The sequence below is a fragment of the Alkalispirochaeta americana genome, from assembly GCF_900156105.1.
Lineage (GTDB): Bacteria > Spirochaetota > Spirochaetia > DSM-27196 > Alkalispirochaetaceae > Alkalispirochaeta > Alkalispirochaeta americana.
Map to the genome: position 1 here is coordinate 19,876 of NZ_FTMS01000004.1, position 13,622 is coordinate 33,497.

Annotated in this window: 11 protein-coding genes; 1 reads left to right on the plus strand and 10 read right to left on the minus strand. The window is 60.8% G+C overall.

From position 1 onward, the window contains the following. Window positions 1–3: 3 nt before the first annotated feature. Genes BW950_RS03905 through asnA form a run of 3 tightly spaced genes read right to left on the minus strand, consistent with a single transcriptional unit; the run spans window position 4 to window position 3,731 of the window. Complete coding sequence (locus tag BW950_RS03905) at window positions 4–1,581, minus strand: sensor histidine kinase (RefSeq protein WP_076487992.1); 1,578 nt, start codon at window positions 1,579–1,581, stop codon at window positions 4–6. Next, window positions 1,578–2,633, minus strand: coding sequence for a TRAP transporter substrate-binding protein DctP (gene dctP, locus BW950_RS03910; RefSeq protein ID WP_083943699.1), 1,056 nt, complete (start codon window positions 2,631–2,633; stop codon window positions 1,578–1,580). The genes BW950_RS03905 and dctP overlap by 4 nt, the downstream gene beginning before the upstream one ends. A 48-nt stretch (window positions 2,634–2,681) precedes the next feature. Beyond that, on the minus strand, window positions 2,682–3,731 hold the full coding sequence (gene asnA / locus BW950_RS03915; RefSeq protein ID WP_200796784.1) for an aspartate--ammonia ligase: 1,050 nt from the start codon (window positions 3,729–3,731) through the stop codon (window positions 2,682–2,684). A 71-nt stretch (window positions 3,732–3,802) separates the two neighbouring features. On the opposite strand from asnA, the gene BW950_RS03920 reads away from it, so the two are divergent. Next, window positions 3,803–6,061, plus strand: coding sequence for a patatin-like phospholipase family protein (locus BW950_RS03920; RefSeq protein ID WP_083943700.1), 2,259 nt, complete (start codon window positions 3,803–3,805; stop codon window positions 6,059–6,061). Here the strand turns inward: BW950_RS03920 and BW950_RS03925 are convergent. The 7 genes from BW950_RS03925 to BW950_RS03955 form a co-directional block, all read right to left on the minus strand. Then, complete coding sequence (locus BW950_RS03925; protein ID WP_076487994.1) at window positions 6,049–7,377, minus strand: DEAD/DEAH box helicase family protein; 1,329 nt, start codon at window positions 7,375–7,377, stop codon at window positions 6,049–6,051. The two genes, BW950_RS03920 and BW950_RS03925, sit on opposite strands and share 13 nt — an antisense overlap. After that, on the minus strand, window positions 7,374–8,543 hold the full coding sequence (locus tag BW950_RS03930; RefSeq protein WP_076487995.1) for a site-specific DNA-methyltransferase: 1,170 nt from the start codon (window positions 8,541–8,543) through the stop codon (window positions 7,374–7,376). The genes BW950_RS03925 and BW950_RS03930 overlap by 4 nt, the downstream gene beginning before the upstream one ends. Before the next feature lie 67 nt (window positions 8,544–8,610). After that, window positions 8,611–9,117 carry a flavodoxin family protein gene (locus BW950_RS03935; protein WP_076487996.1) on the minus strand — a complete coding sequence of 169 codons (507 nt, stop codon included), beginning with the start codon at window positions 9,115–9,117 and terminating at the stop codon, window positions 8,611–8,613. A gap of 87 nt (window positions 9,118–9,204) precedes the next feature. Further along, on the minus strand, window positions 9,205–10,248 hold the full coding sequence (locus BW950_RS03940) for an ABC transporter substrate-binding protein (RefSeq protein ID WP_076487997.1): 1,044 nt from the start codon (window positions 10,246–10,248) through the stop codon (window positions 9,205–9,207). After that, on the minus strand, window positions 10,245–11,675 hold the full coding sequence (locus tag BW950_RS03945) for a coproporphyrinogen-III oxidase family protein (protein WP_159438713.1): 1,431 nt from the start codon (window positions 11,673–11,675) through the stop codon (window positions 10,245–10,247). The genes BW950_RS03940 and BW950_RS03945 overlap by 4 nt, the downstream gene beginning before the upstream one ends. Then, the gene (locus BW950_RS03950; protein ID WP_159438714.1) at window positions 11,668–12,492 is read right to left on the minus strand and encodes an ABC transporter ATP-binding protein; all 825 of its coding nucleotides are present in this window, start codon (window positions 12,490–12,492) and stop codon (window positions 11,668–11,670) included. The genes BW950_RS03945 and BW950_RS03950 overlap by 8 nt, the downstream gene beginning before the upstream one ends. Beyond that, window positions 12,489–13,553, minus strand: coding sequence for a FecCD family ABC transporter permease (locus tag BW950_RS03955; protein ID WP_083943703.1), 1,065 nt, complete (start codon window positions 13,551–13,553; stop codon window positions 12,489–12,491). Before BW950_RS03955 ends, BW950_RS03950 begins: the two co-directional genes overlap by 4 nt. Window positions 13,554–13,622 lie beyond the last annotated feature (69 nt).

Here is a 13,622-nt window from a genome sequence, read left to right on the forward strand (position 1 = left end):
GTGCTACGGGAGAGAAAAACTGATTTTTGTGTGCGCTCCCTCCTGATTCCACTGAATCATCTCTCCCTCCAGATCGTCCACCAGGGCTTGCACAAGGAGCATTCCCAGGGAATCCCCCTCTCGGGGGGTAAAATCATCGGGAAAGCCGGGGCCGTTGTCGGCTACAAGCAGAAAAAGCCGGGACTGGTCCTCCGAGCCGGGTTCTTCCTGACCAAAATGAAGTGTGATCGAAAACTCCGGAGAATCCCCGGCATATTTGAAAGCGTTCACCACCAGTTCCTGAATGATCAACCCCAGGGGTTTGACCACCTCCAGAGGAAGATGCATCTCTTCTATATCCAGGCAGAGCGTTGCCGCTTTTCCTTCGGCCTCGTAGGCCTGGCAGATATACCGTATCAGGGAGCGGCAGTAATCCGGAAACAGGACTCTTCCCAGTTCTTCACTTTGGTAAAGCATGGAATGGATCAGCGAGATCGCCGTAACCCGGCCGCGCAGATCCTGCAAAAGCACCTGTATCTCGGGGTTCGGGGTTCTGGAGGCCTGCAGAGAGAGAATACTGTCGATCACCGTCAAATGGTTCTTTACCCGATGATGGGTCTCCCGGATCTGGATTTCCCGCTCCCGGGCCAGCGCTTTGGCCTCTCGAGACTCCCATACCTGGGCCGCCCTGCGGTGAATGGCCCGCAGGAACCACCCCAGGGCGGAGAGAGCGATCAGCGAAACCAGCAGAAGCACCACCACCCTGGAGCGCCACTGCCCCAGGAAAAACTTGGGGCAGAGCACCACCGCCACATCCAGGGGAACCCCTCTGGTTCGGATGACCGCCACCAGATGGCCCTCCCGACGGCGGCTGAAGAGGGCCTGATCCACGCCCTGCCGCTCTTCTGCCCGCACCGCCGCAGCGTAGCCCCGGGGATCTCCCCATTGGGCCACCACCTCGCCCTGGCGGGAAAAGAGGACCCCGCCCATGGTGTCACCCAGAATCATTTGAAGATTCCTGGTCAGGTACGATTCCCGCACCACCGCCTTCAGAACCACTCCTTCCTCGCTGCGATGGGAAAACCAGAGGAGCCCTTCTGCGGGAGCACCGGGCAGAGCAAGACGATGGGATGCGCCAAAGGCTGGACAGAGAAGACATTCCTCGGGGGGAACCGGCTCGGTGCGACGCAAGACCACCTGGCGACGTTCCTGGACATCATAGACAGCGGCGTTGGCCACGGCCTCAAGGAAAAGAAAATGCTCCTCCAGGAGCCCCTGGAGGACCCGATCATCAGAGACCTCCAGACCGGCCCGGTGACGGATATCCATTTCCCGGGCCGCTGCAGCAAGGCCGGTGCGAACCTCCGCAAGGCAGTTCGTCAGGATTTGCTCCACCAGCTGCACCTGAATAAGGGCCAGCTCCTCGGCCTGGTTCACTGCCCTGCGATGGCTCAGGGTCAGATCCACCGCGACAAAGAGCACCACCGCAACCACGGCACCGATAAAAACACCCAGACCAAGACGTACGTCGGGGGGCTGGCGGGTTTTTCTGCCTCGCTTCGGGTTCCTTCTGGATGTATCTGTCCCGGGGGTTTTTTTCATGGCATTCTCGAACGATCAGGCCCGCGCGGCGACTCCTGCAAAATCTCCAGAAGAGCCGGGTCTATCCCCAGACGGCGGACAAAATCGGGTTGTGCCTCCAGCAGAAGACGACGGGCCCGTTCCTGCTCGTCGTGATTCACCCGATGGATTCGAACCCCCTGGCGGACCAGCTCCCGCCGGGCCGCTTCCTGGGCTTCGGCGGCGGCGCGCCGCTGCTTTTGCACCTCTTCCTCCCAGAGAGTGCGAAAAAGGTCTTGCTCTTCGGCAGTAAAAGATTCCCAGACCCGCCGGCTCACCAGGGGGATATACTGGGGCATGTACTGGAAATCCTCCAGGGCAAACTGAACGCCCCGTTCCCAAAGCCGCCCGGAGCGTACCGTCTCGAAGGTGGTCAGAAGCCCGTCCATTTGGCCCCGTTCCAGCCGTCGGGGCACTTCCCCCCAGGCGATGGTTACCGGCTGAGCCCCCAGCTCGGCAATGCGCAGCTCGTTGGCAAGCCCCCCGGCAACGCGGATCACCTGGCCCTGCAGGTCGGCGTAGTTCTGCACCGGGCCCTGGCGGAAAAAGAGGTGCCCGTGACCCAGGTCAAACCAGCGTCCGGGAACCACCACAGGCAGGCGAGCCTCAAGGCGGCGATTTATCGCTGCTCCCAGGGGGCCATCGGCGTGATGATGAACAACCGCGAGGTCTCGCCCAAAAAACTCCGGGAGCAGAAAAACCGCTACGTCCGGCACAAACCGGTCAAGCTGCCACGTTCCGGGAACGCCCATCTCCAGGGCACCCCGGTGAAGCGCCTCAACAACGTCGCTGTCGCGAAAAAGCTCCCCCGAGGGAAAGACCTCGGCTGCGATGGCACCCTCCGTCTCGTTTCGCAGGCGTCGGGCAAACTCCTGGACCGCCAGGACCTGGACGTGGCTCGGGGCGTTTTCCAGGGATATCCGAAACTGTCGGGGCGTCCGGGCCGACAGGGTCGGACCATTCCAGAAGAGCGCCTGAATGATCAGGACCAGGAGGATCCTGCCCGGTGAAAGAGTTCGTGCTGTTCTCACCATTCCAATTCTGAACCTCCCCGGGGGTTCTTGCAAGGCTCTTCGTCGCCTTTATAGCAAGGGTATTCCCGCCTCCTGGCAGGCCCGAGCCATCTCCCGGGGCCAGAGCCCCGATTGGATCTCACCTATGTGGGCCTTGCGCAGATAAAACATGCAGAGCCGGGACTGACCGATCCCCCCACCGATCGAGGCCGGCAGTTCTCCTGCCAGAAGTCGCCGGTGAAAATAGAGCTCCCGCCGATCGGTGGCTCCCGATATCTCGAGCTGCCGCTCCAGCGCCGCCGGGTCCACCCTGATTCCCATGGAGGAGAGCTCCAGGGGAATATCCAGGACCGCATCGTAGACCAGGATATCTCCGTTGAGGCCCCGATAGCCCGGTTCGATCTCGGTGGTCCAGTCGTCGTAGTCGGGGGCGCGTCCGTCGTGGGGGGGGAGGTCTCCCAGGGGAGCTCCGATTCCCATGATAAAGACTGCACCGTGGTCACGGCAGAGCTGGAGTTCCCGTTCCTTGGGAGAAAGCCCGGGATAGCGCCGGGCCAGGTCCAGGGCGTGAACAATCGTGATCTCCCGTGGCAACTCCGGGAGAAGCTCCTCATACTCGTGACAGATGTAGCGCTCGGTTCGGCGGATGACATCGTAGACCGTCCGGACAACCCGCTCCAGCGTGGCCCGGGTTCGTTCTTCGGGCTCCAGCGCCAGCTCCCAATCCCACTGATCCACATAGAGGGAGTGGATGTTGTCCATGGTATCGTCGGGACGGACGGCGTTCATATCAGCGTAGAGCCCTTCCCCCGGGGAAAATCCCAGGTCAGCCAGGGCAAGACGCTTCCATTTGGCCAGGGACTGAACGATCTCGGCCTCTTCGTTGCCCAGGCCTCCCACCTGGAACCGCACAGGACGCTCAACGCCGTTCAAATCGTCGTTGATCCCCTGGTGGGCGCGCACAAAGAGGGGTGCTGTGACGCGGACCAGGTTCAGCTCGTAGGCCAGACTGGTCTGAAAGGCCTCCTTGATCTTCTGGATTGCCCGTTCGGTGTGACGAGGATCCAGAAGGGGTCGGTACCCGGGTGGTACAATAAGGGTAGACAGGGAACTCTCCATGGGAAGAGTGTATCATAACGGCCCCCGTTACGTTTACCTTCCCCGGCCGTTGCGATAGATTTGGAGGTACCATGAACCAGCCCGTGCTATGCCGAATTCTTGCAATCGGCCTCTTGATCGGTTTTTTTTCCGCTTCCCCGGCGAAGGCGTCGGAACCACCCCGCCCCACCGTGGCGGTGGTTCTGGCAGGAGGAGGAGCCCTGGGCTTTGCCCATGTGGGTGTCCTGGAGGCGATCGAGGCCCTGGGAATCCCCGTGGATATCGTGGCGGGCACCAGTATCGGCAGCATCGTGGGGGCCTTCTACGCTGCAGGCTATCGGGCAGACCAGATGGTGGCAATCACCGAAACCACCGACTGGAACGAAGTTCTCTTTGACGCCCCCGACCGGCTTCAGCTGGGCTACACCGACCGTCGACAGCGCCGGGCTTTCCGGGGATCAATCAAGTTTCGCGAGGGCGAGTTGCTCCTGCCCTCGGGAATGTCCAGCGCCCAGAGGGTGGTGGAATACCTGGACGATCTTCTTCGCGCCCAGGCCCTGACCGATTCCTTTCTGGATCTTCCCCGGCAACTTGCCATTGTTGCTGCTGATTTGCTGACGGGAGAACAGGTGGTCTTCACCGAGGGAGACCTGAAAACGGCGATCCGGGCCAGCTTTTCCGTGCCCGGAGCGTTTAACCCCGTCTATTATCAGGGACGCTATCTGGTGGACGGGGGAATCATCAACAACGTTCCCGTGGATGTGGCACGCAACCTGGGTGCCGATATCGTGATCACCGTGAACCTCAGCGCCATGCGGAACAAACCCGAGGAACTGCGCTCGATCAGCAATATTCTGGATCAATCCATGCTGATCATGCGCAAGGAGATGCTCGACGAGCACCTGGCTCTCTCGGATCTGATAATCAGTCCCGACGTGGAAGGGCTGGGTCCCGCCGATTTCTCCCAGGCTTCGCTGCTGATTCAACGGGGCCGCGAGGCGGCTCAAAACCAGTGGGACGAGCTTGAGCAACTCGCCCTGGAGATTCGCAAGACCCGGGGTTTTCCAGAACCTCTGACCAGCCGGCCCGAAGCTGATCAACCACTGCGGATAGGCTCGGCGCGCTACGAAGTGCCCCCCATCATCCTGGAGTCGACCCGCCAGTTCAACCCGGGAGCCTATCTGCTTCTGGAGGAACTTGTCGAATCTCTTGCCGGGACCGAGACCACCGTGAGCGGACTTCAGGAGGCGGTCTACGGGCTCTACCACACGGGGCTTTTCCGTTCCATCTCCTACGATGTGACGGGTGGGTCCGAGGTGATGATCCTGGCCTCACCCGAAGAGATTCCCAGCTCGTCCCTCTCTGTGGGGGTGGGGTTGCGGGGCCAGTTGATCGAAAACTCCCTGGGCATGGCCATGACCCACCTGCGCTACACCTACGATCCCGGCGACGGCGCCCCCCGATGGATCCTGGAGGGCTGGCTCGCACGCAGCACCAGCCTTCGGGCAGCCCTGGAGCGACCTGTTACTCCCTGGTTTTTTATCACCCCCGCCGTCTACGCTCTGGCGGAGAATATGCCCTTCTACGATGGCCGATCGGTGGAATCCTTCTATCTGCGGCGGCGCTTCGGCGCCGAGCTGGGGGTCTCCGCCAGGATCAGCAAGAACTGGCAGTTCCGGGCCGCCGCTTTTGCCGAGTGGCTCACCTTGCAGCGCCTCGAGGGCAGCCGTATCGATGAGTTCGACTTTGAGGGAAGCGCCCGCTACGGCGGCCGATTCGAGTTCGACCGGGACACGCTGGATCGGGACCTCTTTCCCCGGCGCGGATCGGAGACACGCATCGCCCACCGAATCCACTGGGACGAAGAACAAGAGAAGTTTGTTCACCTGGGCACGCTCTCGGCCCGACGCTACTGGACGCCCCTGCGGCACGTCACCCTCCAGATGCTTGCCCGCGGAGGGTCCGATTCCTCCACGGGTGCGGCTGTCTACGAGCGTTTCTTTCTGGGCGGGGTGGAGAACTGGTACGGCTACTACTACCACGAGCTTCAGGCCCGCCATTTTGCCGTGGCCGGGGCCGACGGGCGCCTTGCCGTGGGGCGGCTCCCCCTGGGTGTGGGCGACCGGATCTATCTGGTGGCGGGTGGTCAGTACGGGGGAATTCATTCGGAACAGCCCGAGACGTTCCGGGAAGACGCCGATTACCGCTGGGGCCTTCACGCGGGACTGGCCCTGAACACCATCCTGGGAGCGCTTCACATCGGAACGGCCGTGAACAGCGAGGGCCGGGTCATGACCTTTATCGAACTGGGCCCGGCCTACACCATGGAAGGAACCGGCTACGACTGGTAGGGTCTCTCGCCGGGCACCACCACCAGGCTCAAGGGCGAGGCCGGATACAAACGGGGAACCCCCTCCTGGTCCACAGCGCGGCCCCAGCCGCACCGGGCCTCATCGCGCCGGGAGAGAGGGGCCGCCTCCGGTCCGAGCCGACTGATCACGCCGATCCGGCTGATCCGGGTGATGACAAAGATATTGGGGTGATCCCACCCCTCGCGAAGCGTGCCGTGAGTAAAAAGAAACCGGCCCGGCTCGTCCAGGGACGAGAGCCCCTGCCGGTCCCGGAGAATCTCCTTCAGCACCCCTTCGTCAGTGCAACCCGGCGTAGCCGAGAGCCCCCCCTTTCGTGGTTTCGGGTTCATCCAGAGACCGCTCCTGGGATCGCGGGGAAAGTAGCCCCGGGCCGTATCGTCCGTGGCCAGAGACCGAAGGTACAGCCCGTAGGGGTCGTGGCTCTCCATCTTCTCCAGGAGAGAATCGCGTTGCCGCCGGTATTCCTCTTGGAAAAAAAGCAGGCAGGGCCCCATCTCCCGGGGATCCCGGGGGTCGAAATACAGGCCTGTATCGTCCAGAAAAATCAGGGACAGGACCTTTACCCCCCGGTAAAAGAGTTCCTGCTCACGCCGCAGATGGATCTCGATCACCCTGCTGATCCGGGCCGACCAGCAGGCCTCCCGAGCCTGGACCACCTCCAGCGGTTTCAGGAGCCCCCTGTCCCGGGCAGCCTGCCCATCCAGACGGTAGACCGGCCGCAGGGCCTCGCGATGAAGCGATGAGATCAGAACCTCCAGGGAGGGATGCAGCACCTCCAGAACAGCCCGCACCCGCCGGGCACTTTTCTGGTGCGGCTCCTTGAAGAACACCACCGGACGGGTGGCCTGAATCACCTCCAAAGCGCTGCGCGACTGAAACCGGTCCTGCACCTGAGACAGCTGCCGATGGTCCCTGCGGGACGACGAAATATCCTGGACAGTTGCCACCATCACGGAAACTCCCCCCTCAAGAGCGAAGGCCTGAATACGGTGCATCTCTCGGGGAGCATATCCAAAAAACCGGAGCCTGCGATGATAGATCGCGCAGAGATGATCCGCCGAGCGCTTCAGAGTATCCAGAACCTTCTCTTTTAGCTCTTGCGAGGGAACCAGAACGACAAAGGTTCGCTGGCCTCGCCGTCGGTGTAGTTCGAAGATGAATCGCACGGCGCAATAGGTACTGCCCGTTCCCCGCTCCATCTCCAGGGCAATACGACTCGAGGTCTCGGCACCGCCTATCAATGCGTCCAGTGCCTCCCGGTGGTGCGGTTCTTCAAGAAAGACCGATGGAATCATAGATAGCCTGCCACCGTACCCGGCGAGGACTCCCGGAGAAACCGTTCCAGGGCCTGCTTCTCTTCGTTCCCGGCGCAGGCACTCTCCCGGAAGACCGCGACCCCGGGGCGACGCCGAAGGATTTCTTTCAGGATCCGATCGGTCAGAGTATGACCAAACCAGGCAACAAGCCGATTATGGCCGGCACAAAAGAGGGTTCCTCCGGCCAGGACCTGCCGCTCCAGCGGGATTCCCGGGGAAATGCCACAGCTCAAAAGCGCATGAAAGAGGAGGTCCTCGGGGGTTCTCCCGGGCTTGATCCGGTCGATCTGGAGAGGAAGGTCTTGCTGGAGCTCGTCATCGTCCTGCACGCAGGGGATCTCCCGGGTAGCGCTGTCGCCCCGGAGTAGCCGGAAGGGTATCTCCAGTGCCCGCACCTGCTCCAAGAGCCCTGAATCCTCGGGGTGCCCCGAATCCTCCGGGGGAACGATCAGAACAAACGACCTCTGGCCCTGGTCCTGGCCGTTTCGTGCCAGGACCTCTTCCATCGTTTTCAGGGGATCTTCCGGATCGGCCAGGGCAAGGAAACAGCCCTGCCTGTCCTGCCAGGGGCTTTCTGCGGTGGTACCGGCCGCAGCGTTTTTGCAATACCTCACGGTCCTTCCGGGACCGGCCCCCTCGCCCCAGGAGAAAAGCCGCTGTTCCTCGCCAAAGAGTTCGTCCAGCACACAGAGAAGCGGAATCTCCTCTCCCGGGGGGAGGACAACCCGAAGGAGCCCCCGATCCTGCAGGAGGTTCCAGGCAAGCCGGAACAGCGGATAGGCCTCTGAGAGCCAGGCCGAATGGTTCTGGCCCTGACGCTCCGGCTCCGCCGGGGGAGCAGGCAGGGAGAGGGAGATCACCGCCACCTGTTCCAGAAGGCTCTCCTGAAGCATTTTGAAAGCCCCCAGCGGTTCCTCCTGAATCACCATGTTCCGGGCCTGGTCAAAGAGAAAACTCTCCTCGCGCCGGGGCCGGAGAACCCTGTCGGTTGACTCCCGGGACCGGCGCAACGCCTCAATCCGCCCGGGCCAGTTCAGGTGGTAGCGCTCACCCCCGGCGGGCGGGGCCGAGCCGGGAGGGTTCACCCCCCAGGGGGTGCCAGGAGGGTCCTCGAGAGGAAAAAAAGCCGTGTCAATCTGTTCCACGGTGCCAAGAATAGCACATTTTCCCCTTCCCCGCAGAGCCCCGCCTCGGGGCAGTTTCAGGGCAGAATCAGGATCTTTCCTCGCGGATCAACCCTCGTGCCCAGACCCGGGCAGCCTCACAATCCTTCCCGTCGGGATGGGTTGAAGCATCGCGCCACCGTTTAAGACGTTCCTCGGTAGGTCCATGAGGATGATCAGGCGGGAGACTCTCCATCCAATTCTGAAGCTTGGAATCCACTGCACCCTGGCAGACAAAAGATCCCACCAAAGGGGCCCCAGAAAGGAATTCCGAGGCACGCTCCATGCTTTCCCGGGCATGGTTCGAATCGGGATATGCTCCCAGGGTAGCAAAGAGGGCCGTTGGCGTGGTCCCCACCCGTTGCAAATACTCCCGGGCTGCAACATCGGCAGTTCCCTTGTCAACCCAAAATCCCAAGACAAGAAGGTCAAACCCCTCCGGTGAGGGCGCCTCTTCCACAGGGAACAGTTCTGCCCGGGGCATTTCCTGGTGTATGGCCCGGGCAATCGTCTCGGTATTTCCCGTCCTGCTGGAATAAACAATCATGGTTTTCATCTCTCACTCCTCGCTATCTGCCTATGTACATATTCGATTGCCTGCGTGGCCTATCGTCGGTGTCGGACTCCTGTCTTCCCTGACGGTCTAACTCTGTGATCGGTGTGGCGGAAGTTTTTCCGCCAGCCTTTCCATCTCTTCCAGAAGATGGACCGAGGCACGCATGATCATGGTGGAAGGAATGATCTCTATATTCTTCTCCCGTCCGGCCCGGGTCATCACCACGGCCTGATCAGCCAGAAGAATATCGTCCACACTCTGCAGACTCATGGCACCCCAGATAAAGTCGGGATCGGCTGTCAGGAGATACTCGGGAGATACAATGGGCCTCGCCCCCGTGAGCGGGTCAGCCAGATTTTCCACCCCCAGAAGCCGCAAGATGTCTCCCGCCAGGGAAGTACTGGCAAAGGCCTGCATGGGGTGGGCCGTATAAATAAAGAGTCCTCGCAGGGGAAGTTGCCCCTCCCGATCCCTCTGGCGTTGCTCTAGCAAAGACTCCAGGGATATTACCATCTCCCTCGCCTCCTGGCCCGTTTCCGTGAGATCACCCAAAATCTCTGCGTGCTCGAGAATAGACTTCACCGAAGCAGGGTTATAGACCAGGGCGGGAATGCCCCGGGAGTAGAGTGTCCCGGCTAAATCCGGGTTCATGGGGTCCACGATTACCAGATCGGGATCAGCCATCACGAGGTGCTCCAGACTCACCCGGGAAACGGTACCCACCGTGGGCAGCCGGGCAGTCTCTTCGGCAGGAGCAATCGGTATACGGCTCTCCACGGTGGCAATAATCCGGTCACCCCCGCCCAAGGCAAAGATCGTCTCCACCGCGCCCGCTGCGAGGACAATAATCTCCCCGTAGGGGCGCAGGGGAACCCGGTTTCCCAGGCTGTCGGCAATGTAAAGATCCTGCCCCTCCTGAACTCTTTGCCAGGAGCTGTCGGACCCTGCCGGTCCGGCAGGGACAGCCGATCCCCCGCCACCCTGTTCTCGGGACGATCCTCCCGGGGATGCTCCCGAGCGGGCTTCGGGGCGCACCCCCCACCGCGCCAGGGAGGGAAGAGCCAGAAAAAATCCCCCCGCAGCAACAATTATTCCCAGAGCCAGAAGGGCTACTCTTTTTTTTCTCGTCATGGTTTTTCCTTTCTCTTTTTCTGCGTCGGGTTGAAGGATGCCTCAGGGGAGAGAAGAGCGCGAAGAAGATCGACGGCTATGTTGTTCCCCCAGAAAACGCCCCTCTCTGTGAGCCGGGCCTCGCCCGGGGCTACAGCATCCATCAGCCCCTCACTCCGGTAGCGTTCAATATGCTTCCGGATTATCCCCCCGAGTTGGGACTTCTCCAGGGAGAGGCCACCAGTTCGAGCCATAATCAGGATCTCCGGCACCAGCTCTTCGGGTCGGTAGATTCCTCTCTGAAGAGTTCCCAAAAGACGGTTCGCCGCCTCTTCCGCCTCCGATCGCGGAGCAACCATGACCATCCCCGGCTGGGGTCTCATGAGACATTTCCCGGGAACCCGGCCGCCCGCTCCCGTTCCAAAGGGGAGAACACTTCCGGCGCCGTACATCAGATCGATGTAACGGTAGGCATCACGTCCCGGCAGAACAACCTTCGTAAGCTCCCGCAGCTCGTACCCGCCCCCGTAGAGAAGGGAAAGAAACCGGCGATGGAGCTTCTCTTCCGTTTCGAGGGTGCGATCGAAGGAAATCGCACCGGCGCGCACGCTCTTCTCCAGGGGGGAATCTTTCTGAAGCATGAGCGAGTAGAAGCTGACGCTATCCACTCCCAGATCAATGGCTCGGCGTGCATCGTCTTCCAGATGTTCCAGAGTCTGACCGGGATAGCTGTAAATCAGATCTATCGAGAGAGTTCCGGGAAAGTTTTTTCTGATCTCTGCCACCCGGCGAAAGGCGCGCTCACCGTCGCCGCTCCGGGCCAGGACCTTCCGGCCCTGATCACTGAAAGTCTGAACGCCAAGACTCAACCGGTTCACACCGCCCCTCACCAGGGTATCCAGCATCTCCCCGTCCAGATTGTGAAGCGTGGTCTCTACGGTGATTTCACACTGCGACGAATATCGGAAAAGCTCTTCTGCCGAAGAGAGGACCGCTGAAAAATCTTCCGGCGAGAGCACCGTGGGAGTTCCCCCGCCAAAATACAGCGCTTCGACCCGCCCCTCTCCAAAAAAGGGGTGGCCCTGACACTCTTCAAGCTGGGAGCAAATGACCCCGGCGTACTCCCTGGCACGTGAGAAAACCCTGACTGGATCTCCCCCTATTTTTTCCCGGTTCAGGTTGCAGAAGCTGCAGAGACGATCACAGAAGGGAACGTGGAAATAGGCCCCGTAGGAATCGCCCCCGGATTCTCCGGGCAAGTGAGCGACCAAAGGGGCTCTTCCGGGCCTCTGGCCTCCTCCGGCAACCGGACCACGGGGGTGGTGGCCCGGCGGGCGTTGTCCCGACGAGGGGTGCCCTGGTCCGGGGTGGTCCGGTATCGAAAGCAGATCAGCGATGGCGTGCTGGGCCTCGTGGTGCGAGCGAAGACGTCGGGAAATCTCACGCACAGGAAACCTCCCTCGCTGCGGAGACCCTGGGAAGGACGTAGGGAATCCCCTCCTGGTCGTGGTGAACAACCAGCGAGACACCGTAAACCTCCCGTATAATCTCCCGGGTGATCACCTGCCCGGGCTCCCCGCAGACAAAGACCTCACCCGCTTTCATAATGGCGATCCGATCACACCAGGAGGCAGCCAGGTTCAGATCGTGCATGACCGACACAACCGATAGGCCCTCCCTGGCGACCTTGTTTTTTACGATTTCCATTATTTCAAGGGTGTGGTGGATATCAAGATTACTGGTAGCTTCATCAAGAAAAAGAACTGGAGCCTCCTGAACAAAGGCTCGAGCCAGCAAAACTTTCTGAAATTCACCACCCGATAACTCTGTTACCGGCCGGTGAATGAACTCGCTGAGGGACAGATCCCGCAAAACCTCTCTTGTCAGACGGAAATCGCTGCCGCTATACCCGCCAAATCGCAATCCCTTCCGGGAATATCTCCCCATAAGAACAGCCTGAAATACCGTCAGGGGAGCCCGTAAACCCGAATTCTGGGGAACAAAGGCGACCTTTCGTGCTCGCTCCCGGGGTGTCAGCGACTCCAGGGAAAGACCCGCAAGCTCGATCTCTCCTTCCCGGGCCTTCAGGTGCCCGAACATCGTCTTGAGCAGGGTTGATTTCCCCGATCCGTTGGGCCCCAAAACGCCCAGAATCTCTCCCGGCAGCAGATCCAGACCGATCTTTTTCAAACAGGGCCGGAGATGGTAGTCAAAAGATACATCCCGGGCCCTGAGCCTGATCGCTGACCCTTCACCAGATATCACAGGATCATCCCCGAACTTCGCATGCGGCAGGCCAGAACGATAAAGAAAGGCGCCCCCGTGAAGGCCGTCACAACTCCGATGGGAATCTCCGTGGGAGCCAGAAGCGTCCTCGCCAGAATGTCGGCGACCAGCAAAAAGACTCCTCCCCCCAGGGCTGAGGCGATCACCAGTCGCGTATTGGAGTGACCCAGAATCAACCGGAGCGCGTGGGGAACGATAAGACCCACAAAGCCGATCATACCGCAGAAGGCCACGGAAAAGGCTACAATCAGGGCGCTCACCGCCAAAAGCTCTTTCTTCAGAGCTCCCACCCTGAGGCCCATGGCGTGAGCTTCCTCGTCGCTGCACATGAGGGCATCCATTTCATGGCGGCGATACACAAAGAAGGTCGTTGCCAACACCATTGGAAAAGAGGCGATCCCCACGCGGGACCAGGTGGATCCTCCCAGATATCCCATGGTCCAGACAATTATCCGGTAACTGTCCTCACCGATCGCATACATCGCGAAAGAAGTCATGGCCCCCAGAAAAGACGACACAGCTACCCCCACGATGAGAAGCGTTGAGACACTGAGCCCGTCTCCCCGTGCGGCAAACCGGAAAAGCAGCAGCGCCGTGGCCAGACTTATGCCAAAACCGATAATCCCGTACCACACCTCGGAGAGGCCCAGCGAATAGGCCAGGACAGCGCCAGCCACGGCGCTCGCACTAATACCGATGATGTAGGGATCGGCCAGGGGATTCCGGAACACCGCCTGTACCACCGTACCCGATGTGGCGAGCATGGTTCCCACCAGGAGAGCCATGATCACCCGGGGCAACCGCAAACTCCAGATTACGGCGACGGCCTGAGCCTCTTCCGGAAGAGACCTGCCCGCCAGCGCCCGCAGAACCACTCGGGGCTCCAGCGGGACAGCCCCGATCATCACTCCCAAGAGGCAGAGCCCTCCACCAGACAGAAAGACCATCACGAGAAACAGGGAAAACCCCCGTGATCCCCCAGTTCCGGAGAACCTGTATCGACCCGGATCAGAAACCGCAGATCGGGCAACTTCAGCCATCGTTTTTCCTCCCTGACACCACACGCTCCTTGAAAACAGCATCCAGCCCTTCGGGTCCCCGGGCCCGAA

Excerpts from the sequence above, each read along its gene's own strand:
- asnA (WP_200796784.1), bottom strand. The coding sequence starts at position 3,731 with ATGGAGAGTTCCCTGTCTACCCTTATTGTACCACCCGGGTACCGACCC.
- BW950_RS03935 (WP_076487996.1), bottom strand. The coding sequence starts at position 9,117 with ATGAAAACCATGATTGTTTATTCCAGCAGGACGGGAAATACCGAGACG.
- dctP (WP_083943699.1), bottom strand. The coding sequence starts at position 2,633 with ATGGTGAGAACAGCACGAACTCTTTCACCGGGCAGGATCCTCCTGGTC.
- BW950_RS03905 (WP_076487992.1), bottom strand. The coding sequence starts at position 1,581 with ATGAAAAAAACCCCCGGGACAGATACATCCAGAAGGAACCCGAAGCGA.
- BW950_RS03955 (WP_083943703.1), bottom strand. The coding sequence starts at position 13,553 with ATGGCTGAAGTTGCCCGATCTGCGGTTTCTGATCCGGGTCGATACAGG.
- BW950_RS03940 (WP_076487997.1), bottom strand. The coding sequence starts at position 10,248 with ATGACGAGAAAAAAAAGAGTAGCCCTTCTGGCTCTGGGAATAATTGTT.
- BW950_RS03920 (WP_083943700.1), top strand. The coding sequence starts at position 3,803 with ATGAACCAGCCCGTGCTATGCCGAATTCTTGCAATCGGCCTCTTGATC.
- BW950_RS03925 (WP_076487994.1), bottom strand. The coding sequence starts at position 7,377 with ATGATTCCATCGGTCTTTCTTGAAGAACCGCACCACCGGGAGGCACTG.